Here is a 21,603-nt window from a genome sequence, read left to right as displayed (position 1 = left end):
GCGTCAATACCAAGACCAACGGGTCGTGCGTCAGATACGGGGGCGAGCAGGGTTCACCCGCGCCCCGAGGGGGTGCGGGGCACTGTCACGCCACGGGTCACACCGGCTCCAGGAACTCCAGCCGGTTGCCCACCGGGTCCTCGGAGTAGAACCGTTTGTGCCCGGGCAGGTTCTCGTCCCAGACCACCTTCGCGCCCCGCTCCGCCAGGCGGCGCGCGAAGGTCTCTATGCCCGTGACGAGCAGCCCGGGATGGGCTTTGGCGGCGGGCCTGAAGTCCTCCTCCACACCCAGGTGGAGCTGGACCGGCCCGTACGCGAACCAGCAGCCGCCCCGGGCCGCGAGCACCGGCGGCTTGGGGACCTCGGTCATGCCGAGGACCCCCGCGTAGTACGTACGGAGCATGTCCTCGCTGCCGGGCGGTGCGGCGAGCTGGACGTGGTCCACTGCGGCGAGCATCAGCGGTCCTTCCTTCGCGCGACGGCGAAGATCCGGCGGAACGGGAAGACCGTGCCGTGCGGGCCCGGCGGGTACGCCCGGCGCAGCAGGTCGCGGTATTCGGTGAGGAAGGCCTCGGTGGCCTCCTCGTCGTCGGCGAGGGCGGTGAGGGCCGGGCGCAGGGCGGTGCCCTTGACCCAGTCCAGGACCGGGTCCTCGCCGGGCAGCAGCTGGGAGTATGTCGTCTCCCAGACGTCCGCCTCGCAGCCGAGGTCGGTGAGGCGCAGCAGGTAGTCGGCGGGGCCGAGGATGTGGACGTAGCGGCGGCCGTGGTCGCCCAGCCGGGCTCGCCAGCGCGGTGACTCGCAGAGCTCGCCGAGCAGGGCGTGGCTGGGCGAGGTGAAGTTGCCCGGGACCTGGAAGGCGAGGGTGCCGCCGGGGGTGAGGCCCTCGATCCAGCAGGCGAAGGACTCGGGGTGGTTGGGGACCCACTGGAGGGCGGCATTGGAGACGATCAGGTCGTACGGCTCCTCGGGCGTCCAGTGGGCGAGGTCGGCGGGGCGGAAGTCCAGCCAGCCGCCGCCCGCGGTGGTGCCCGCGTGGTCCTTGTCGGCCTGGGCGAGCATCTCGGGCGAGAGGTCGAAGCCGGTGATGCGGGCGTCGGGCCAGCGGTCGGCGAGCAGTGCGGTGACGTTTCCGGGGCCGCAGCCCAGATCGGCGATCCGGGCGGGCGGGCGGCCTCCGGGGCCCGGACGGGCGTCCGGGGTGCGCGGGGCGACCACGCGCCGGGCGCCGGGTGCTCCACCGGCTGCGGCCGTGTCGGCGGCGGCCGCGCCGGCGGAGCCCGGCAGGGCCGGGATCCTCGCGAGCAGATCGAGGAAGGGCCTGGTGCGATGGCTGGAATGGTGCAGGTACTGCTGCGGGTCCCAGAGGGGAGCGGGCAGCGGGGCGGACGTCCGGGCGGACGTGGCGGTGGACTCCCGGGGCGGCGCCTCGACGGACTCCGGGACGAAATCGGAATGCATGTTCGAGCCCCCTTACAGGGTACGGCTGGCCGAAACGGGACAGGGTCCCGGGCCCTCCATGCCCAATGGTGGGGCTTTATATATCTTGACGTCAAGAGACTTCATGTCGACAGACCCTCTACACTGATCGACATGGAGGACGAGGTCGACCGACTGGTCTCAGCATGGCGCCGCGAGCGCCCGGACCTCGACGTGGAGCCGCTGGAGGTGCTCAGCCGCGTCAGCAGGCTGGCGCGCCACCTCGACCGGGCCCGCAGACTCGCCTTCGCCGAGCACCAGCTGGAGCCCTGGGAGTTCGACGTCCTGACGTCGCTGCGGCGCGCGGGCGCCCCCTACCAGCTCTCTCCCGGGCAGCTGCTCACGCAGACGCTGGTCACCTCCGGCACCATGACCAACAGGATCGACCGGCTCGCCAAGAAGGGCCTGGTCGAGCGGCTCCCCGACCCCAGCGACCGGCGCGGAGTGCTGGTCCGCCTCACCCCCGAGGGGCGCGACCGGGCGGACCAGGCACTGGCCGGGCTCCTGGAGCAGGAGCGGGCCATCCTGGCCCAGCTGTCGCGCACCCAGCGGGGTGAACTGGCCGGGCTGCTACGCCAGTTGACCGCCCCGTTCGACAACATCCCCGGCTAGCTCGGCCGGCCCCACCCCGGCCCGGCGGGCCAGGGCGACGGCGGCCAGCGTGGAGTGCACTCCGAGCTTGCCCAGCACGTTCTGCATGTGGGTGCGGACCGTGTGCGGGGAGAGGAAGAGGCGCTCGGCGACCGCCTTGCGGCCGAGCCCGGCGACCATGCACCGCAGCACCTCGCGCTCGCGCGGGGTCAGCGACTCCACCAGGCGCTCGCTCTCGGTGCGGTGCTTGCGGGCGGCCGTGAGCTCGCGCAGCACGCCGGTGAGCAGGGCGGGCGGCAGATGCGTCTCGTCCCGCAGCACGCCCCGGATCACCGCGAGCAGCCGCTGGAGCGAGCAGTCCTTGGCGACCCAGCCGGACGCCCCCGCCTGGAGGGCGAGCGCGGCGCGGCGCGGGTCGTCCTTCTCGGCGAGCACCACCGTACGCACGGCGGGCTGGCCCGAACGGACCCCGGCGACCAGCGAGATGCCGTCCACCAGGCCGTCGGCACCACCGCCGTCCGGCACCGCCCGGGCCACCGGGGCCCCGGCGAGCGCGCCGAGGTCGGCGTCGACGAGCATCACGTCGAAGCGGCGCCCCTCGGAGGCCCCCCGCTCCAGACAGCGCAGCGCCGCCGGGCCGCTGCCGGCGGCCGCGACGTCGACGTCGGGCTCGGCCGCCAGGGCGGCGGCCAGCGACTCCGCGAAGATTCGGTGGTCATCCACCACGAGAACCCGGATACGAACCACAGACACCCCCATGCGTCGGGGAACGGACCGGCCGGGGCACGGCGCCCGGAAGGGGGAGCACGGCAGTCGCGCGGCCGCCGCCGTGGACTGACTGGTACCCCACCCCGGGCGTCGTACCCGACTGTCTCGCCCCCTGATCAACACCGGCCCCCACCGGTGCTGTGCTTCAGAGTAGGGCTGTCAGCCGGAAGCGGAAGGTGATTTGCAGAACTGATTGACCGGGTTGTTTAGGGTGTGACCCATGTTTCGTTTTGAGGCGGAAGTGGACAAGGCCCGGCGGATTCTGCTCCAACAGCGGCTCAAGGACACCAACACGGAACGCTCTTCGGCGCTGCGCGCCCTGCGCGGCACCCCGGACGAGAAGGAACGGCCGCTCCACGTCTGGGCGGTGGACGGCAAGGGCGACCTGGCGGGCGGCCTCACCGGCCGCACCTGGGCGACCTGGCTCCACGTGGACCTGCTGTGGGTGGACCCGGCCCACCGGGGCACCGGCCTCGGCGCCGAACTCCTCGCCCGCGCCGAGGAGTCGGCCCGCACCGACCACTCCTGCGCCCGCTCCCGCGTGGAGACCTGGGACTTCCAGGCGCCGGGCTTCTACCGCAGGCAGGGGTACGCGGTGGTGGGCGAGGTGCCCGACTACCCGCCGGGCATCACGGAGTTCATCCTGACGAAGCGGCTGAAGTGACCCCCGAAGTCACCCGCCCGAAGACCTGGGCCCGTGACCCCCCGAAGTCACCCGCCCGAAGACCTGGGCCCGTGCCCGGAGGGCACCAATAGACACAGTCAGGCGCCGGGCTTCTACCGCAGGCAGGGGTACGAGGTGGTGGGCGAGGTGCCCGACTACCCGCCGGGCATCACGGAGTTCATCCTGACGAAGCGGCTGTGACCGAGGGCGCGGTGTTTGTCTGCCGGTCGTGGTGGGCTGGATGCCGCGCAGCGGCCCTTAAGGGACACGGGGCTGTGACATGTGCGGCTCCGCCGCGTGGGCGCGACCAGCCCCCACCGGCCCGCAGCCGAACGACCACACACCCGCCGCCATGCTCAGCGCAGCCTTCGCGCTCCCGCCGACGGGATCGCCGGGAAGATCCTGGGGGCGGTGTACCCGGCCGTCGCGAACGCCTCCTCGACCGACTTGGTGACCGTGTCCACCGCCGCCGCCTCGGCGAGGACGACCGCCGACCCGCCGAAGCCGCCGCCCGTCATCCGCGCGCCGAGCGCTCCGGCCGCCACCGACGCGGCCACGACCAGGTCCAACTCGGCGCAGGAGACCCGCAGATCGTCGCGGAGCGAGGCGTGGCCCTCGGTGAGGACCGGGCCGGCCGCGCGCGGATCGCCCGCCGCGAGGTGCGCCGCGACCCGCTCCACCCGCTCGTTGTCGCTCACCACATGGCGTACGCACCGACGCACGGTTTCGGAGTCCAGCCTGGCCAGCGCCTCGGGGAGGCGCTCGTACGGAACCTCGCGCAGGGTGCGTACACCGAGCGCCCGCGCGCCCGCCTCGCAGGCGGCGCGCCGGTCGGCGTACGCGCCGTCCCCGAGCGCGTGCTTCACGCGAGTGTCCACGACGAGGAGCGCGAGTCCGTGCGCGGCGAGGTCGAAGGGGACCTGGCGCAGCGAGAGGTCCCTGGTGTCCAGGTGGAGCACATGGCCCTCGGTGCAGCAGGCGGACGCGGTCTGGTCCATGATCCCGCAGGGGACGCCCACGAAGGCGTTCTCGGCGCGCTGTGCCAGGCGCGCCAACTCCGGCCGGGTGAGCCCGAGTCCGTACAGGTCGTTCAGGGCGAGCGCGGTGACGACCTCCAGGGCCGCCGAGGAGGAGAGCCCGGCGCCGGTCGGCACCGAGGACGACAGGTGGATGTCCGCGCCCGTCACCGGGTGCCCGGCCGCCCGCAGCGCCCAGACCACGCCCGCCGGGTACGCGGCCCAGCCGCCGCCGGCCAGCGGCTCCAGGGCGTCGGCGTCGAGCCGGACCACCCCTGCGTCCACGTCGGCCGAGTGCAGCCGCAGCACCCCGTCGCTGCGCCGCGCGACCGCCGCGACCGCCGTGTGCGGCAGCGCCAGCGGCATCACGAAGCCGTCGTTGAAGTCGGTGTACTCCCCGATGAGGTTGACCCGCCCGGGCGCCTCCCAGACCCCCTCGGGGGCCCTGCCGTACAGCTCCTGGAACTCGTCCGCGATGTCAGTCACCGGCGCGCTCCCGCCGCGCGAACTCCCAGGCGTCCGCGACGATCCCCGCGAGGTCCGCGCGGGAGGGGCGCCAGCCGAGCCGCTCGTGCGCGCGGGCGGCGGAGGCCACCAGGACCGCCGGGTCGCCCGGCCGCCGCCCGGCGGTGACCTCGGGCACCGGGTGCCCGGTGACCTTGCGTACGGTCTCGATGACCTCGCGGACCGAGAAGCCGTTGCCGTTGCCGAGGTTGCAGATCAGGTGCTCGCCGGCGGTCGCCGCGTCCAGCGCCAGCAGATGCGCCTCGGCGAGGTCGGCGACGTGGATGTAGTCGCGGACGCAGGTGCCGTCCGGGGTCGGGTAGTCGTCCCCGAACACCGAGATCGACTCCCGCTCGCCGAGGGCGACCTGGAGCAGCAGCGGGATCAGATGCGACTCGGGGTCGTGCCGCTCGCCGCAACCGCCGTACGCCCCGGCCACGTTGAAGTACCGCAGCGAGACGGCCGCCAGGCCGTGGGCGGCGGCCTCGCCGCTGATCATGTGGTCGACGGCGAGCTTGGAGGCGCCGTAGGGGCTGGTGGGGGCGGTGGGGGCGGCCTCGGTGAGCAGGGCGGAGGCCGGTTCGCCATAGGTCGCGGCGGTGGAGGAGAACACCAGCGTGCGCACGCCCGCCGTCCGCATCGCGTCCAGCAGCGCCATGGTGCCGCCGAGGTTGTTCGACCAGTACTTCTCGGGAACCGCCACCGACTCCCCGACCTGCGAGAACGCGGCGAAGTGCAGCACGGCGTCGTACGAGGCGTCGAGCCATCGCGCGGCGTCCTGGACGCGGCCCTCGATGAACTCCGCGCCCGCCGGGACGGCCTTGGCGAAGCCCGTGGAGAGGTCGTCGAGGACGGTCACCGTGTGGCCCGCCTCCAGGAGGTGGCGCGCGACCACGCTGCCGACATAGCCGGCGCCGCCGGTGACCAGGTATTTCCCGCTCATGAACTCGCTACCTCTCGCAGTCGCCGGGCCGCGGCCTCCGGCGGCACGTCATTGATGAACACACTCATGCCGGATTCGGAACCCGCGAGGAACTTCAGCTTGCCGGAAGTGCGGCGAACGGTGAAAAGCTCCAGATGCAGAGCGAATTCGTGCCGGTCGGCGCCTTCGGTGAAGGGCGCCTGGTGCCAGGCCGAAATGTAGGGCGTGGGCGGTTCGGCGTCCCCGAAGATCCGGTCGAAGCGCCTCAAGAGTTCCAGATAGATCTGTGGGAACTCTGTGCGCGCCTCCTCGTCCAGGGCCCGCAGGTCCGGGACGCGCCGGCGGGGGTAGAGGTGCACCTCGTACGGCCAGTGCGCGGCGTACGGCACGAAGGCGACCCAGTGCTCGCCCTCCAGGACGACCCGGACGCGCTCGGCGAGCTCGCGCTCGACCGTGTCGTCGAAGAGGTTGCGGCCGCCGGTGCGCTCGCGGTGCTCGGCCAGGGAGCGGAGCATCAGGGCGGTGCGGGGGGTGGTGAAGGGGTAGCCGTAGATCTGGCCGTGCGGGTGGCCGAGGGTGACGCCGATCTCGGCGCCCCGGTTCTCGAAGCAGAACACCTGCTCCACCTGCGGGAGTTCGGCCAGCTCCGCGGTTCGGTCGGTCCAGGCCTCCAGGACCAGGGCGGCCTGCTCCTCGGTGAGGTCGGCGAAGGAGGCGTCGTGGTCGGGGGTGAAGCAGACGACCTCGCAGCGGCCCGAGTCCCCGGCGAGGGAGGGGAAGCGGTTCTCGAAGACGGCCACGTCGTAGTCGGCGGCCGGGATCTCGCTCTGCCGCCCGTCCCGCGAGGGGCACAGCGGGCACGCGTCGGCGGGCGGGTGGTAGGTGCGGCCCTGGCGGTGGGAGGCGATGGCCACCCGGTCGCCGAGGAGGGGGTCGCGGCGGATCTCCGAGGCGGTGGAGACGGGCTCCAGCGGCCGGCTGTCCGTCTCGTCCCGGACGACGTCGTCCCGCGCGTCGAAGTAGAGCAGCTCACGGCCGTCGGCGAGCCGGGTCGACGTCTTCTTCACCTGCACCTCCATCAAACAGAACCGAACATAAAGAATCACGAGCCAACACCATCAGTCAATGGGAACGACGAAGACGGCCCCCGCACGGGCGTGGGGGCCGTCTTCGGAGAAACAGGTGAAGTCCCGGCTCAGCCCGCCGGGGGGACCGCCCGGTCGAGCAGGCCCGTACGGGCCGCGAGCGCCGCCGCCTCCAGGCGGGAGCCGACGCCCAGCTTCATCAGGACGCGCTGGACATGGGTGCGCGCGGTGGAGGGGGCGATGCCCATGCCCGCGGCGATCAGCCGGGTGTCCTCGCCGTCCGCGACCCGGACCAGCACCTCCACCTCGCGCGGGGTCAGCATCTGGAGCAGCCGCTGCCCCTCGTCGTCCGGCTGCGCGGCCGGGTTGAGCAGCTCCGCGAAGGCGCCCTGGAGCAGCTGAGGCGCCACCGCCGCCTCCCCGGACCTCGCCTTGACCATGGCGCGCTCCACGCCCTCGATGCGCTCGTCGTGCCGCACGTACCCCGACGCGCCCGCGGCGAAGGCGGCGGCGATCCCGCGTGGACTGGGCACCGGCCCGAGCACCACCACGGCCACCTGCGGCCGCTCCCGCTTGATCTTGACGATCGGGTCGAACACCCCCGGCTCGGCGGGCGTGGCCGTGCCGAGCAGACACACCTCCGGCGCCCGCGACACCACCAGCTCGGCCGCTCCCGCGACCGGAGCGGCCGCGGCGAGCACCCGGTGCCCGCGGAGCTTGAGTGCCGAGGCGAGCGCCTCGGCGAGCAGGCGGTGGTCGTCGACCACCATGAGCCGCACGCCCATCGAGCAACCCCCCATCCCCCGGGGCACGTTGCCAACTCCCCTGGCCCGGCCCTCCCTGACCCGGCAAGCTACACGCTTGTTCGACGTAGCGCGCCCCCTACCGGTGAGAAGACGCCCGGATTGCCGAAATCCCCGTCATTCGGGACTACTTGGCGAACGACCGTGTCCGCCCAGGTGAACGCGGCGGCCCCGGCCGCGGAGGGTGCTCCGCGGCCGGGGCCGCCGTGGTGGAGAAGTTGACGCCGTACGAGGCGCGCCGCCGGATCAGCCGGTGCCGAGGCCGACCAGCAGGTACCTCTTCTCGTCGGTCAACGAGCTCGGCTTCATGACCGAGGTGGCCGACATGAAGAGCTTGCCCCCGGCGTACCGGATCTCGCCGTACTCCGGCCCGAACTGCGAGAGTGCGTCGCGCACGGAGGTGTCCGCCGGGTTCTCCAGCAGGACCGTCTGCTTGAAGCTGCCGCCGTCGACGCTCACGATCTGGCTGCCCTTGTCGTACGGGGGCTTCTTGAACGCGATGACGTTGTTGCCGTCCATCCGCAGCGGGTACAGCGAGGAGCCGTCGCCCGCGTCGGCCTTGCCGGGCACGGGCTGACCGGTGGCCAGGTCGAACGCGAGGATCTCGTTGGTCCGGCCGGACCCGCTGCCGCCCGCGCCGTCGTGCTGCTCGGTCGGGACGTACAGCTTGCCGCCGCCCGCGGCGACCGAGGTGCACCGCTCCACCTCGGTGGAGTCGCAGTCGGCGGCGTACTTGTCGCCCGGCGCCGGAATGCGGGCCAGCAGCTTGCCGCTCTTGTCGTCGATCGAGAAGAAGTCCGAGATCCCGCTGCCGTCCCCGGCGGTGTCACCGACGTCGGCGGCCACGACCAGCGGCTTGGTGGAGACGATGTGCGCGTACTGGACACCGGTCGGCATCTTGTACGAGGTGACCGGCGCGCCCGTCTTCGGGTTCAGCGGCTGGATGGTGACCGTCGGGTTGTCGTAGTCGCCGCACTTGCGGACCGCGACCAGCGCCTCGCCGCCGCCGTAACCGGCGTCCTTGCACTGGTCGGTGGTGATCTTCGGCTGCCACAGCAGCTTGCCGGTGGCCAGGTCCCAGGCGGAGCCGCCCGAGGTGCCGCCGGTGGCGACCGTGCCGCCGCCGATGGTGACCTCTTCGTACATCGTCTTGCGGTCGCCGTCCTTGACGGAGTTCGTCCAGGCCAGCTTGCCGGTGGTGAGGTCGAGTACGGCGACCTCGGTGCAGCGCGCGTACTTCTCGCCGGAGGCCTTGGGGCCCTCGTAGACGATCGCGGTCTTGCTGTCGGAGGTGACGTGCGTGGTCGACGCGCAGACCGCGCCGGGCAGCGGCACCTTCCACAGCTGGGTGCCCTTGGCCGGGTCGTAGCCGACGATCTCGTTGACGCCCGACTTGGCGTACACCTTGTCGGTCAGCCAGGAGCCCTCGACGTGGACCATGTCGGCGACCTTGGGCTGCGGCACCTGGAAGAGCACCTTGGAGGCCACGTTGCCGGTGGGCTGCTCCTTGCCGCCGCCCCCGGTCGAGCCGCCTTCCTTGCCGCCGTCGGCGCCCTGCGTGGAGCCGGACTTGGACTCTTCCTTCTTGTCGCCGTCCTTGCCCTTGGCGTACCAGATACCGCCGCCGACGATCAGCGCCACGGCGACGGCCGCCGCGATGATGATCGTCAGCTGGCTGTTGAGCTTCTTGCCGCCGCCGGGACCGCCCGGGGCGCCCTGCGGCGCCATGGGCTGGGTGACGGGCTGGCCTGGATAGCCGTAGCCCTGCTGCGGCTGGCCCGGGTAGCCGTAGCCCGGCTGGCCCGGGGGCGTCTGCGGAGCGCCGTACGCGGGCGCCCCGCCCGGCTGCGGGGCCTGCGGGTAGCCGTACGCCGGGGCCGCCGGCGGCTGGGCCGGAGGCGTGGGCGGCATCGCCGGGGGCGGCGGCGTCGGGGCGCCGAAACCGCCCGCCGGGGGCGGGGTGGGCGCGCCGAAGCCGCCCGCCGGGGGCTCCTGCGGGGCGCCGAATCCTCCGGCGGGGGGCGGCGTCGGCCCGCCGGGCGGCTGCTGGGGCGGCTGGGGGGGCTGGCTCATGACGTACGTACCTCTGCGGAAGGGAAGTGGGCGGGAGCGGGCGCGTTCATCAGTTGCCGAACCCCATCAGGGCCTTCTCCTTGGTGTCGCCCTTGGGGCTGGACACCCGGCCGTTGAGGATGAAGAGGCGGCCGTCGCGGTAGGCCACGTGCTTGGAGAAGAAACCGTTCTCGATGGAGGCGGTGGACGCCGGGTTCTGGAGCACGGTCTTCGGCTGACCGCCGGTCGCCGCGATCTCCGCGACCGCGCCGCCCTGCTCGGTGGTGGGCGCGACGTAGGCGAAGACCTTGCCGTTCTCGGCGCTCAGCGGCAGCATCGTGCGGTCGCTGCCGGCGGTCGAACGCCACTTCTCCTTGCCCGTGTTGAGGTCGAACGCCACGACCGCGTTGGTGCGCCCGAAGCCGTCGCCGGAGCTGCGCTTGGGCTCGGTCGGAATGTAGAGCGTGTTGGCGTCGGCGGCGGTGCCCAGGCAGCCCTGGAGGTCACGGTCCATGATCGCCCAGCCGCACTCGGGCTGGAAGCTGTCCTTGCTGACCAGCTCGGAGCGGAGCGAGCCGTCGGGCTTGTACGTCGAGATGTTGTACTGCTTCTTGTCCTTGTTGGTCACATAGACCACCAGCGGGTCGACGGAGAAGACCCGGGCGACCTTCCAGCCCTTGGGGAACTGCTTGGTCCACTTGGGCTTGCCGGTCGTCGCGTCGAGCTCCTGGATCTGGTCGACCCCGAGCGTGTCACCGCCGACCGTGCAGCTGCCCGCCGCGATCAGCCGGGCGCCGCCCGCGAAGGCGTCCGCGCGGCAGTTGCCGCTGCGCTCCTGGCCGAAGATCTTCTTGCCGTCGAGGACGGAGAAGCCGCTGACGCCGCCCATCCGGGCGACCGCGACGGTGTTGCCGGTGATCGCCATGTCGAAGCTGGTCATGATGTCGAAGGCGTTCTCCGACGGGACCGCCACCTTCCAGCCCGCCTTGCCGGCCGCGAGGTCGACCTGCTGGAGCTGGTTGCACTTGGCGTTCTTGGTGTTGTTCTCCTGAACACCGAGGACGATCTTGCCGTCGGCGGTGGTCTGGTGCGGCGCGCCGCACAGCGGAGCGTCCAGCGGCACGCTCCACTTCTGCTTGCCGTCGGTCACCGAATAGCCGGTGACCTCCTTGTACATCGCCTTGACCACGGTGTCGCCGATCACCCAGGGGCCGGACTGCTCGGCGCCGTTCTGGGTCAGCTGGGTGGCGTTCTCCTGGAGCCAGACCTTCGCCTCGCCGTCCTTGCGGCCCGCGTTGAGGTCGTCGGCCCCGGCCCGGCCGTCGCCCTTGCCGTCGCCGGTGTCCGCCGTCGGGGAGCCGGTGGGCTGGGCGGCCTGGCTCTTCTTCGCCTCGGGCTTCTTGTCGTCACCGCCGCCCTTGGTGGCGAAGTACACGCCGCCGCCGATCACGAGCAGACCGGCCACGGCCGCCGCGACGATCATCGCGGGCTTGCCCTTGAAGGGGTTGCGGCCCCCGCCTGGCTGCTCCGGCATCGGGGCGCCCGGGTACTGCGGCTGCGTCGGGTAGCCGCCGTAGGGGCCGCCCGGCTGCTGGGCGTACGGGCCCTGCTGGCCGGGTGCCTGCGGGTAGCCGTACCCCGGCTGGGGCGTCTGCGGGTACCCGTACCCCGGGGCTCCGGCCGGCGCGCCCTGCGGCGGGGCGGGCGGCATCGCGGGCGGCGGCCCCGCGGGCGGCGGCGGCATCTGCGGCGGCTGGGCGGGCGGGACGGGTGCTCCGGCGGGCGGGTCCATGGGTGCCCCGAAGCCCCCCTGCGGCGGCTGCTGGCTGGGCGGCTGGGTCACAGCGTGTTTCCCCCTTCGTGCGGACCGTTGCCCGAACGGACTCCCCCGCGTTTCCGGAGCGGAATCGGACATGGTCCCGCACAGTTTGCGTCAGTCGAGCGGGGCTTCTTTCTATCACCCACAACCCCTCGAACAGGGGGCCGGTCCGCCCCTGTTCCCAAGGGCGGACCGGCCTGTGATGTGCCTGTTATGGAGTTTGCACGTGCTCTTTACGACTCGTCAGGCGTTGTCACGAGCACCACGCGTCCCACGCGTTACTAGGACTCCTCGGCCAGTTCCAGCCAGCGCATCTCCAGATCGTCGCGCTCGCCGATGAGGGCGCGCAGCTCCGCGTCGAGCTTGGCGACCTTCTCGAAGTCCGTGGCGTTGTCGGCGATTTGTGCGTGCAGGCTGGTCTCCCGGTCGGAGAGCTTGTTCAGCTGCCGCTCGATCTTCTGGAGTTCCTTCTTCGCGGCCCGGCTGTCGGCGGAGGAGACCGTGCCGGCGGGCCGGGCGGCGGCGGGCGCCGGGGCCGGGGAGGCCGCCTCGATCATCCGCTTGCGCCGCTCCAGGTACTCGTCGATGCCGCGCGGCAGCATCCGCAGCGCCGCGTCGCCGAGCAGCGCCCACACCCGGTCGGTGGTGCGCTCGATGAAGAACCGGTCGTGCGAGATGACGACCATCGAGCCCGGCCAGCCGTCGAGGAGGTCTTCGAGCTGGGTCAGCGTCTCGATGTCGAGGTCGTTGGTGGGCTCGTCGAGGAAGAGCACGTTCGGCTCGTCCATCAGCAGCCGCAGCAGCTGCAGACGGCGCCGCTCACCGCCGGAGAGGTCCCCGACCGGCGTCCACTGCTTCTCCTTGCTGAACCCGAACTGCTCGCACAGCTGCCCGGCCGTCATCTCCCGGCCCTTGCCGAGGTCGACGCGGTCCCGGATCTGCTGGACGGCCTCCAGGACCCGCAGCTCGGCGGGGAGTTCGGTGACGTCCTGCGAGAGGTAGGCGAGCCGGACGGTCTTGCCGACCTTGATCTGCCCGGCCGCGGGCTGCGCCTCGCCGTCGGTACGGGACGCCTCGGTCAGGGCGCGCAGGAGCGAGGTCTTGCCCGCGCCGTTCACCCCGACCAGACCGATCCGGTCGCCCGGGCCGAGCTGCCAGGTCAGGTGCTTGAGCAGCACCTTGGGCCCGGCCTGGACGGTCACGTCCTCCAGATCGAAGACGGTCTTGCCGAGCCGTGCGTTGGCGAACTTCATCAGCTCGGAGGTGTCGCGCGGCGGCGGCACGTCCGCGATGAGCTCGTTGGCGGCCTCGATGCGGTAGCGCGGCTTGGAGGTGCGGGCGGGGGCGCCGCGCCGCAGCCAGGCCAGCTCCTTGCGCATCAGGTTCTGCCGCTTGGCCTCCTCGGTCGCGGCGATGCGCTCGCGCTCGGCGCGGGCGAACACGTAGTCCGAGTAGCCGCCTTCGTACTCGTACACGTCGCCCCGCTGGACGTCCCACATCCGGGTGCAGACCTGGTCCAGGAACCACCGGTCGTGGGTGACGCACACCAGCGCCGAGCGGCGGGCCTGGAGGTGGGCGGCGAGCCAGGCGATGCCCTCCACGTCGAGGTGGTTGGTGGGCTCGTCCAGGATGATGAGGTCCGGGTCGCTGATGAGGATCTTGGCGAGGGCGATACGCCGCCGCTCACCGCCGGAGAGGGGGCCGATGACGGTGTCGAGCCCGCTCTCGAACCCGGGCAGGTCGAGCCCGCCGAAGAGCCCGGTGAGCACGTCGCGGATCTTGGCGTTGCCGGCCCACTCGTGGTCGGCGAGATCGCCGATCACCTCGTGCCGGACGGTCGCCTTCGGGTCGAGCGAGTCGTGCTGGGTGAGCACGCCGAGGCGCAGCCCGCCCACGTGGGTGACGCGGCCGGTGTCGGCCTCCTCCAGCTGGGCGAGCATCCGGATGAGGGTGGTCTTGCCGTCTCCGTTACGGCCGACCACCCCGATCCGGTCCCCTTCGGAGACGCCGAGGGAGACGCCGTCGAGCAGGGCACGGGTGCCGTATACCTTGCTGACTGCCTCGACATTGACCAGGTTGACGGCCATTTCACTCCTGAGCAGGGGGCTTGGATCGCTCCCCAGGGTACTTCCCGGGCGAACGCCCTCCGTTTACGCCGAGGTGGCCGCCCCGAGCGAACGTGGTCGCCTCGCCTTGCCGCCCCGCCCCGAGCGAACGTGGTGCCTTGCCTTGCCGCCCCGCCCCGCCCCGCCCCGCCCCGAGCGCACGTGGTGCCTTGCCTTTAGGGGCGCGGGGAACTGCGCGACCAGCCCCCACCGGGCCGCGGACGAAGACTGGCTCAGCCCGAGACGATCGTCGCCCCGGGCGCGGGGGAGGCAGCCGCCCTGGCCGAGCGGCAGGTGCCCGACGCCCGCAGCGCGTCCGCGATCTTCCGGGCCGATGCCTCGCCTTCGGCGAGGAACGCCGTCGTAGGGCCGGAACCCGAGACCAGAGCCGCCAGGGCCCCCGCCGCCGTACCGACGGCGAGCGTCTCGGCCAGGGACGGGCGCATCGAGAGCGCGGCCGCCTGGAGGTCGTTGGAGAGCGCGCCCGCCAAGGCCCCGGCGTCACCCGCCCGCAGCGCGGCCAGCAGCGACGGATCCGCCTCCGGCGCCACCGCGTCCGGCGTGAGGCGGTCGAACTCGCGGTAGACCGCCGGGGTCGACAGACCGCCGTCGGCCGCCGCGAAGACCCAGTGGAAGGTGCCGCCGACCTCCAGCGGGGCCAGCTTCTCGCCCCGGCCCGTACCCAGCGCCGCCCCCCCGACCAGGCTGAACGGCACGTCGCTGCCGAGCTCCGCGCAGAGGTCGAGCAGCTCGGCCCGCGACGCCCCCGTACCCCACAGCGCGTCGCACGCGACCAGCGCCGCCGCCCCGTCCGCGCTGCCGCCCGCCATGCCGCCCGCGACCGGGATGTCCTTGGCGATGTGGAGGTGGACGTCGGGCGAGCGCCCGTACCGCGCGGCCAGGAGCTCGGCGGCCCGGGCCGCCAGGTTCGTACGGTCCAGGGGGACCTTGTCCGCGTCCGGGCCGGAGCAGGTGATCGTCAGCTCGTCGGCCGGGGCTGCGGTGACCTCGTCGTACAGGCCCACCGCCAGGAAGACGTTGGCCAGGTCGTGGAAGCCGTCGGGGCGGGCGGGGCCCACCGCGAGCTGGACGTTGACCTTGGCGGGGACCCGGACCGTCACCCGAGCCGGCACCGGCACCGTCACTTCTTCGCCTCCGCGATCCGCGCGAACTCCTCCACCGTCAGCGCCTCGCCGCGCGCCTGCGGCGAGATCCCGGCCGCGACCAGCGCCTCCTCGGCGGCGGCGGCCGAGCCGGCCCAGCCGGACAGCGCGGCCCGCAGGGTCTTGCGGCGCTGGGCGAAGGCCGCGTCCACCACCGCGAAGACCTCCGCCTTGGTGGCGGTGGTCTTCACCGGCTCGGTGCGCCGGACCAGCGCGACCAGGCCCGAGTCGACGTTCGGGGCGGGCCAGAAGACGTTGCGGCCGATGGACCCGGCCCGCTTGACCTCCGCGTACCAGTTGGCCTTGACCGACGGCACGCCGTACACCTTGTTGCCGGGCTTCGCCGCGAGCCGGTCCGCGACCTCCGCCTGGACCATGACCAGCGTCCGCTCGATCGTCGGGAAGCGGTCCAGCATGTGCAGGAGGACGGGAACCGCCACGTTGTACGGAAGGTTCGCGACCAGGGCGGTCGGGGCGGGGCCGGGCAGCTCCTGGACCAGCATGGCGTCGGAGTGGACCAGCGCGAAGTGGTCCTTCCTGGCGGGCAGCCGGGCCGCGATGGTGGCGGGCAGCGCGCCCGCGAGCACGTCGTCGATCTCGACGGCCGTCACCCGGTCCGCCGCTTCCAGCAGCGCCAGGGTCAGGGAGCCGAGGCCGGGCCCGACCTCCACCACCACGTCGTCGGGCCGCACCTGCGCCGTCCGTACGATCCGGCGGACCGTATTGGCGTCGATGACGAAGTTCTGGCCGCGCTGCTTGGTGGGGCGTACGCCCAGCGCTGCGGCCAGTTCACGGATGTCGGCGGGGCCGAGGAGGGCATCGGGCTCAGTGGTGCTCACCGATACAGCCTACGGCCGCAGTGCGGCCACGGACTCGACCCCCGCTGCACGTAGAGCTTCTTCGCCCGGAACGTCTGCTCGGCGGCGCTGGCGTGCTGCGGCAGACCGCTGCCGCCGAGGGCGTGCCAGGTCCGGCCGTCGAACTGGTAGAGCCCGCCGTAGTTCCCGGTCGGGTCGACCGCGCCGGGGCGTCCGCCGGACTCGCAGTGGGCCAGCCCCTTCCAGTCGAGGTGGTCGGCGCCGCCGACCGAGGGGGGCAGCGGCTTGGTGCCGATCCGGACGGTCTGGGTGACCGGCTCGCGCACCATGTGCTCGGCCACCTTCCGCGGCTTCTGCCGCACGCCGTTGACGGTCCGCAGCGCGTAGGTGACCTTGCGGAAGCCCCGCTGCCCCGGCCGGTCGACGACCTCGGTCCCGGCGAAGAGCGAGCCGTCCTTCGTCTTCTCGACCTCGTACGGGATCGGCTCCTCGCGGACCTCGCGGCTGGCGGTGATCCGCATGACGGTGATCGTCTGGCCGTCGCGGGGGAAGACGGAGGGCGGCACGGAGGTGATGTCCTGGCCGCGCAGGGAGATCCCGGCCTCCTCGACGGCCTCCGCGACCGTGGCCGCGTTGGTGCGGATCGTGCGCTCGCGGCCGTCGGCGAGGAAGGTGACCTGGCGCTCGGTGCGCACGTCGAGGCCGATCCCGGCGCGGCCGATCGCCGAGGAGCGGGAGGCCGACAGATAGGCGCCCTCGGCCCGCACCCCGAGCTGGCGCAGGGCCCCGTCCACCGTCTGGGCGGTGGTCCACACCTGGCGGCGCCGGCCGTCGAGGGTGAGGGCGACGGGGCGGCCGTAGCGGACGACGACCTCGTCGCCGCCGGTCAGCGCCTCGTGGCGGCCGGGCGCCACGATGTCGTGGTCCCCGACGCTCACGTGCTGGTCCGCGAGGAGCTCGTCGACGTGGTCCGCGAAGGTGTGCAGGGTGCGCGGGACGCCGTCGACGGTGAGCCGTACGGCCTTGTCGTTGGCGAGGAACGCGGTGGTCCCGCCCGCGAGGAAGGCGACCACCAGGGCCTGCGGAACGATCCGGCGCAGCACGTCGGGACCGACGCCGAACAGCGGCCCGCCGCGGCGGCGCCGCGCGGCCCGCCGCCCCCCGGTCCGCGAGCCCTCCTCCCGGCCGCCGCCCTGCCGCGGCCGCGGCACCTCGCCGGGCGGCGTCTCGTACGTGGCGTACGAGGGCGGCTCCTCGGCGGCGGGCGCCGCCGGGTCCTGCGGGCACGGCGGCCCGTCCGTTCTGGTGGCCGCGCGGCGGCCGCCGCGTGCGGCACGGTGACTGCCCTGCGAATTGCTCACGGCGCTCCAGAGTTCCGGCCGGTCGTCCCGTCGAGGCCGGGACCTTAGCGGAGCGTCGGTCACTGTCCAAAGCGATTCGACTACGGAGTGTCGTCACGCTACCCTGCGCTCGCCCACTCGGAGCACCCCTGTCGTTATCCGTCAGTAATCGAATGCGCGCGCAGTGTTCTCCGCGATGGCCGCGGCCAGCACGTCCTCGTGAACCGCCTTCACCGCCGCCATGGCGCGTACCGTAATCGGAATGAGATACGGCGCATTCGGCCGTCCGCGGTACGGCGCCGGAGTGAGAAAGGGCGCGTCCGTCTCCACCAGGACCAGTTCGAGGGGGGCGACGGCGAGCGCGTCGCGCAGCGGCTGCGCGTTCTTGAAGGTCATGTTTCCGGCGAAGGACATGAAGTAGCCGGATTCCGCGCAGAGTTCCGCCATTTCCGCGTCGCCGGAATAGCAGTGGAAGACCGTGCGTTCCGGGGCGCCTTCTTCCCGCAGAACGCGCAGCACATCCGCGTGCGCCTCGCGATCGTGGATGACGAGTGCCTTGTCGTGCCGTTTGGCGATCTCGATGTGCGCGCGGAAGGACCGCTCCTGGGCGGCCATGCCGTCGGCGCCGGTGCGGAAGTAGTCGAGCCCGGTCTCGCCGACGGCCTTGACGTGCGGGAGGGCGGCGAGCCGGTCGATCTCGGCGAGCGCGTCGTCGAGGGCGGCGTCACCGCCGGGCTGCCGCGCTCCCTGGCGCGACCAGCCGTCGGGGTCGCCCAGGACGATCCTGGGCGCCTCGTTGGGGTGCAGGGCGACGGCGGCGTGCACGTTCTCGTACGCCTCGGCCGTCTCCGCCGCCCACCGGGAGCCCTTCAGGTCGCAGCCCACCTGGACCACCGTCGTCACCCCGACGGACGCGGCCCTGACCAGGGCCTCCTCCACGGTGGTGGACTGCATGTCCAGGTGGGTGTGCGAGTCGGCCACCGGCACACCGAGCGGTTCGGGCAGCGGCGGCGGGGCATCCTTGGCGGAACTCATGGGGCCGATCCTATGAAAGGCCCCGGCCGGTCACTTCTTGTGGTGGTGCTGGAAGGGGTGCAGGAGGTCCGACAGGTGCCAGTGGTGGGCGGAGTCGGGCGTCGTCCCGGGCGCGCCGGCGGACTCGGCCGCCGCCGGGGTGTCCGGCTCCGGGTCGCCCCCGGAGCTCACGGGCCCGGCCGGCGCCTGGTGGGTCGAGTGGTTCGCGAGCAGCCGCTGCACGCTGGAGACCCGGCCGGCGCGCAGTGTGCGCACGACGTGCCCGCCGCAGTTCAGGCAGGTGGGGTGGGAGAGCGGGGACGGCACCCTTTCCCCGTTCGCCTTGTAGACCACGAACGGCTGCCCCATGCCGTCCACGTAGTGCTCTATGTCGTACGCCTGCTCCCAGCCATACCCACACCTCATGCACGCGAAGGCGTATGCCTCGTGTGCCGTGGTCTCAGCGATCTCACTCATGTGCCGGCTCCTCTTGTCCGCTGGACAAGCTCTTGCGAGCGCTCCTTGCGAGCGGGGGCGAAAGCGTCCCCCGATCTATGGGACGCCTTTCGCCGCCAAAACGCATCAGGGGCTGTCGAGTGTTGGTGTCGATTTGGCCTTTCCTAGGCAAAAGCCCCGGTGCGCGGCCTGCGCTTTACTTTTTACGATAGTCCTTTGCCGTTCCCGGGTGCCTGTCGTGCCGCGTTCTTTGCCGCCACGACCGCGTCGAACACCTCGCGCTTGGGAAGGCCCGCATCGAGAGCCACCGCCGCGATCGCCTCCTTGCGCCGCTCGCCCGCCTCCTCGCGCACCTGCACCCTGCGCACCAGCTCCTCGGCGTCCAGCTCGGCGGGCCCGCTCTCGGCCGCGCCCTCCACCACCACGGTGATCTCGCCGCGCACCCCGTCGGCGGCCCACTCCGCGAGCTCCCCCAGGCCGCCGCGCTTGACCTCCTCGTACGTCTTGGTCAGCTCCCGGCAGACGGCGGCGCGGCGCTCTGCGCCGAAGACCTCGGCCATCGCGGCGAGCGTGTCGTCGAGGCGGTGCGGGGCCTCGAAGTAGACGAGGGTGCGGCGCTCGTCCGCGACCTCGCGCAGCCGCCCGAGGCGCTCGCCCGCCTTGCGCGGCAGGAAGCCCTCGAAGCAGAACCGGTCGACCGGCAGCCCGGACAGGGCGAGCGCGGTGAGCACCGCCGAGGGTCCCGGCACGGCCGTGACCTTGATGTCCTTCTCGACGGCGGCCGCGACGAGCCGGTAGCCGGGGTCGGAGACCGACGGCATCCCGGCGTCGGTCACCAGCAGCACGCGCGCGCCGCCCTCCAGCGCCTCGACCAGCTCGGGCGTACGGGCGGACTCGTTGCCCTCGAAGTAGGAGAGGACCCGCCCCGAGGTGTGGATGCCGAGCGCCCGGGTCAGGCCGCGCAGCCGCCGGGTGTCCTCGGCGGCGACGACATCGGCCCGCTCCAGCTCGGCGGCGAGGCGCGGCGGCGCGTCCGCGATGTCGCCGATGGGGGTCCCTGCGAGTACGAGAGTTCCGGTCACCCCGCCATCCTCCCAGCACCGGGGCCCGTCGGTCGCCCGGCCCGGTTCGGGCCCGGCCGCGGGACTCGCACAGGCGCTTTCCCTACGATGGCGCGGTGACCAGTACTGCGCCACAGACCCTTGAGGGCCATGACGCCGGAGATCCGCCGCCCGGCTGGCAGGACCGCCTGCGCCGCTTCGGCTACGCGGCCCGGCCGAGAATTGGGCTGCGCGACCGGCTGGTGCCGCCGTACACCCGCCCGTCCGGACAGCTCTGGGCGGTCCTGCAGGTCTCCCCCCCGATGGCCGAGCGCCTGGTGCGCTGGTCGGCGTGGGGCGGGCCGCTGCTGGTCACGCTGGTCGCCGGGGTGCTGCGGTTCTGGAAGCTGGGCAGCCCGGACGCGGTGATATTCGACGAGACGTACTACGCCAAGGACGCCTGGGCGCTGATCAACCGCGGCTACGAGGGCGCCTGGCCGAAGGACGTCGACAAGGCGATCATCAAGGACCCCTCGTCGGTGCCGATCCCCACCGACCCGGGGTACGTGGTGCATCCGCCGGTCGGCAAGTACCTCATCGGCATCGGCGAGAAGTGGTTCGACTTCACCCCGTTCGGCTGGCGCTTCGTGATGGCGGTGCTCGGCACGCTCTCGGTGCTGATGCTCTGCCGGATCGGGCGGCGGCTGCTGCGCTCGACGTTCCTGGGCTGTCTGGCGGGCGCGCTGCTCGCGGTGGACGGGCTGCACTTCGTGATGAGCCGGATGGCGCTGCTCGACCTCGTGGTCATGTTCTTCGTGCTCGCGGCCTTCGGCTGCCTGCTGATCGACCGGGACCGGGCGCGGGCCCGGCTGGCGGCGGCGCTCCCCGAGAACGAGGACGGCGACCTGCGCCCGGACACGGCCGTGGCGGAGGGCCTGCGCCTGGGCCTGCGGCCGTGGCGGATCGCGGCCGGGGTGATGCTGGGCCTGGCCTGCGGCACCAAGTGGAACGGCCTGTACGTCCTGGTCTTCTTCTGTGTGATGTCGGTGCTGTGGGACGCGGGCGCCCGCAGGACCGCGGGCGCGGTGCGGCCGTGCCGCGCGGTGCTCAGGAGGGACGTGCTCCCGGCGTTCGTCTCCACGGTCCCGGTGGCGATCGTGACGTATCTGGCGTCCTGGACCGGCTGGTTCATGACCGACAAGGGCTACTTCCGGGACTGGGCGCACGGCCGCGACGGCCTCTCCCCCGACCACGTCAAGCTGCCGCTGCTGGGCCAGGTGAGCCTGCCGCAGTTCGACATGAGCTGGATGCCGGAGTCGCTGCGCAGCCTGTGGCACTACGAGGCCGAGGTCTACAGCTTCCACGTCAACCTGCACGACAAGCACACCTACCAGTCCAACCCGTGGAGCTGGATCGTCCTGGGCCGCCCGGTCTCGTACTTCTACGAGAGCCCCTCACCCGGCACCGACGGCTGCCCGTCGGACACCACCGGCAAGTGCGCCCGCGAGGTGCTGGCGCTGGGCACGCCGCTGCTGTGGTGGGCGGCGTGCTTCGCGATCCTGTACGTGCTGTGGCGCTGGGTGTTCCGGCGCGACTGGCGGGCGGGCGCGATCGTCTGCGGCATCGCGGCGGGCTGGCTGCCGTGGCTGCTCTACCAGGACCGCACGATCTTCTTCTTCTACGCGGTCGTTTTCGTGCCGTTCCTGTGTCTGGCGGTGACGATGATGATCGGCGCGATCCTCGGGCCACCGGGCTCGGACGAACGGCGCCGGGCGGTCGGCGCGATCGGCGCGGGCGTGCTGGTTCTGCTGATCGTCTGGAACTTCATCTACTTCTGGCCGCTGTACACCGGAACGGCGATTCCGCTGGATTCGTGGCGGAACCGGATGTGGCTGGATACCTGGGTGTGAGCCGGAAACGGCGGTCCCGGTCCGGTAACAGCCGGCACCGTTGTCACTGCTGTC

Annotated in this window: 19 protein-coding genes and 1 pseudogene; 4 read left to right on the top strand and 16 right to left on the bottom strand. The window is 72.5% G+C overall.

What is annotated here, in order from left to right:
- Positions 1-97: 97 nt before the first annotated feature.
- Entirely contained in the window at positions 98-457 is a 360-nt protein-coding gene (locus AB0G17_RS35240; RefSeq protein ID WP_361391637.1) for a VOC family protein, read from the bottom strand.
- A complete protein-coding gene (locus AB0G17_RS35235) occupies positions 457-1,461 on the bottom strand; it encodes a methyltransferase domain-containing protein (RefSeq protein ID WP_361391634.1) in 1,005 nt (334 codons plus the stop codon). Before AB0G17_RS35235 ends, AB0G17_RS35240 begins: the two co-directional genes overlap by 1 nt.
- A 132-nt stretch (positions 1,462-1,593) precedes the next feature.
- Here AB0G17_RS35235 and AB0G17_RS35230 point away from each other — a divergent pair, with 132 nt between their 5' ends.
- Positions 1,594-2,091 carry a MarR family transcriptional regulator gene (locus tag AB0G17_RS35230; RefSeq protein WP_361391631.1) on the top strand — a complete coding sequence of 166 codons (498 nt, stop codon included), beginning with the start codon at positions 1,594-1,596 and terminating at the stop codon, positions 2,089-2,091.
- Here AB0G17_RS35230 and AB0G17_RS35225 read toward each other — a convergent pair.
- Positions 2,050-2,829: a response regulator transcription factor gene (locus AB0G17_RS35225; RefSeq protein WP_361391627.1), complete on the bottom strand. Its 780-nt coding sequence runs from the start codon at positions 2,827-2,829 to the stop codon at positions 2,050-2,052. The two genes, AB0G17_RS35230 and AB0G17_RS35225, sit on opposite strands and share 42 nt — an antisense overlap.
- A gap of 229 nt (positions 2,830-3,058) precedes the next feature.
- Here AB0G17_RS35225 and AB0G17_RS35220 point away from each other — a divergent pair, with 229 nt between their 5' ends.
- Together AB0G17_RS35220 and AB0G17_RS35215 are read left to right on the top strand one after the other, a co-directional pair.
- Positions 3,059-3,502: a GNAT family N-acetyltransferase gene (locus tag AB0G17_RS35220; RefSeq protein WP_361391624.1), complete on the top strand. Its 444-nt coding sequence runs from the start codon at positions 3,059-3,061 to the stop codon at positions 3,500-3,502.
- Between the two features lie 99 nt (positions 3,503-3,601).
- A pseudogene (locus AB0G17_RS35215) lies at positions 3,602-3,703 on the top strand (N-acetyltransferase); the annotation flags it as partial.
- Between the two features lie 155 nt (positions 3,704-3,858).
- Here the strand turns inward: AB0G17_RS35215 and galK are convergent.
- From galK to rsmI, 13 genes are all read right to left on the bottom strand, one after another.
- Entirely contained in the window at positions 3,859-5,004 is a 1,146-nt protein-coding gene (gene galK / locus AB0G17_RS35210) for a galactokinase (protein WP_361391621.1), read from the bottom strand.
- Complete coding sequence (gene galE, locus AB0G17_RS35205; RefSeq protein ID WP_361391618.1) at positions 4,997-5,965, bottom strand: UDP-glucose 4-epimerase GalE; 969 nt, start codon at positions 5,963-5,965, stop codon at positions 4,997-4,999. The genes galK and galE overlap by 8 nt, the downstream gene beginning before the upstream one ends.
- Complete coding sequence (galT, locus tag AB0G17_RS35200) at positions 5,962-7,011, bottom strand: galactose-1-phosphate uridylyltransferase (protein ID WP_361391615.1); 1,050 nt, start codon at positions 7,009-7,011, stop codon at positions 5,962-5,964. The genes galE and galT overlap by 4 nt, the downstream gene beginning before the upstream one ends.
- 128 nt (positions 7,012-7,139) lie before the next feature.
- Complete coding sequence (locus AB0G17_RS35195; RefSeq protein ID WP_067160004.1) at positions 7,140-7,814, bottom strand: LuxR C-terminal-related transcriptional regulator; 675 nt, start codon at positions 7,812-7,814, stop codon at positions 7,140-7,142.
- 264 nt (positions 7,815-8,078) lie between these two features.
- Positions 8,079-9,905: a PQQ-binding-like beta-propeller repeat protein gene (locus tag AB0G17_RS35190; RefSeq protein WP_361391611.1), complete on the bottom strand. Its 1,827-nt coding sequence runs from the start codon at positions 9,903-9,905 to the stop codon at positions 8,079-8,081.
- A 49-nt stretch (positions 9,906-9,954) separates the two neighbouring features.
- A complete protein-coding gene (locus AB0G17_RS35185; protein ID WP_361391608.1) occupies positions 9,955-11,727 on the bottom strand; it encodes a PQQ-binding-like beta-propeller repeat protein in 1,773 nt (590 codons plus the stop codon).
- A 257-nt stretch (positions 11,728-11,984) separates the two neighbouring features.
- The gene (locus tag AB0G17_RS35180) at positions 11,985-13,790 is read right to left on the bottom strand and encodes an ABC-F family ATP-binding cassette domain-containing protein (RefSeq protein WP_361391605.1); all 1,806 of its coding nucleotides are present in this window, start codon (positions 13,788-13,790) and stop codon (positions 11,985-11,987) included.
- Between the two features lie 251 nt (positions 13,791-14,041).
- The gene (locus tag AB0G17_RS35175) at positions 14,042-14,941 is read right to left on the bottom strand and encodes a 4-(cytidine 5'-diphospho)-2-C-methyl-D-erythritol kinase (protein ID WP_361391649.1); all 900 of its coding nucleotides are present in this window, start codon (positions 14,939-14,941) and stop codon (positions 14,042-14,044) included.
- A gap of 8 nt (positions 14,942-14,949) precedes the next feature.
- On the bottom strand, positions 14,950-15,810 hold the full coding sequence (gene rsmA, locus AB0G17_RS35170; protein ID WP_361391602.1) for a 16S rRNA (adenine(1518)-N(6)/adenine(1519)-N(6))-dimethyltransferase RsmA: 861 nt from the start codon (positions 15,808-15,810) through the stop codon (positions 14,950-14,952).
- Positions 15,807-17,000, bottom strand: a complete 1,194-nt coding sequence (locus AB0G17_RS35165) for a ubiquitin-like domain-containing protein (protein ID WP_361391646.1) — start codon at positions 16,998-17,000, stop codon at positions 15,807-15,809. Before AB0G17_RS35165 ends, rsmA begins: the two co-directional genes overlap by 4 nt.
- Before the next feature lie 291 nt (positions 17,001-17,291).
- Positions 17,292-18,164: a TatD family hydrolase gene (locus AB0G17_RS35160; RefSeq protein WP_361391599.1), complete on the bottom strand. Its 873-nt coding sequence runs from the start codon at positions 18,162-18,164 to the stop codon at positions 17,292-17,294.
- Positions 18,165-18,194: 30 nt separating this feature from the next.
- Complete coding sequence (locus AB0G17_RS35155; RefSeq protein WP_361391596.1) at positions 18,195-18,620, bottom strand: hypothetical protein; 426 nt, start codon at positions 18,618-18,620, stop codon at positions 18,195-18,197.
- A 182-nt stretch (positions 18,621-18,802) separates the two neighbouring features.
- Complete coding sequence (gene rsmI, locus AB0G17_RS35150) at positions 18,803-19,681, bottom strand: 16S rRNA (cytidine(1402)-2'-O)-methyltransferase (protein WP_361391593.1); 879 nt, start codon at positions 19,679-19,681, stop codon at positions 18,803-18,805.
- A gap of 95 nt (positions 19,682-19,776) precedes the next feature.
- Here rsmI and AB0G17_RS35145 point away from each other — a divergent pair, with 95 nt between their 5' ends.
- Complete coding sequence (locus tag AB0G17_RS35145) at positions 19,777-21,549, top strand: phospholipid carrier-dependent glycosyltransferase (RefSeq protein ID WP_361391590.1); 1,773 nt, start codon at positions 19,777-19,779, stop codon at positions 21,547-21,549.
- The last annotated feature ends 54 nt before the right edge of the window (positions 21,550-21,603 follow it).

Source organism: Streptomyces sp. NPDC023838 (genome assembly GCF_040639555.1).
In the GTDB taxonomy this organism is placed as follows: domain Bacteria; phylum Actinomycetota; class Actinomycetes; order Streptomycetales; family Streptomycetaceae; genus Streptomyces.
This window is presented reverse-complemented; position numbering and strand designations above follow the sequence as displayed.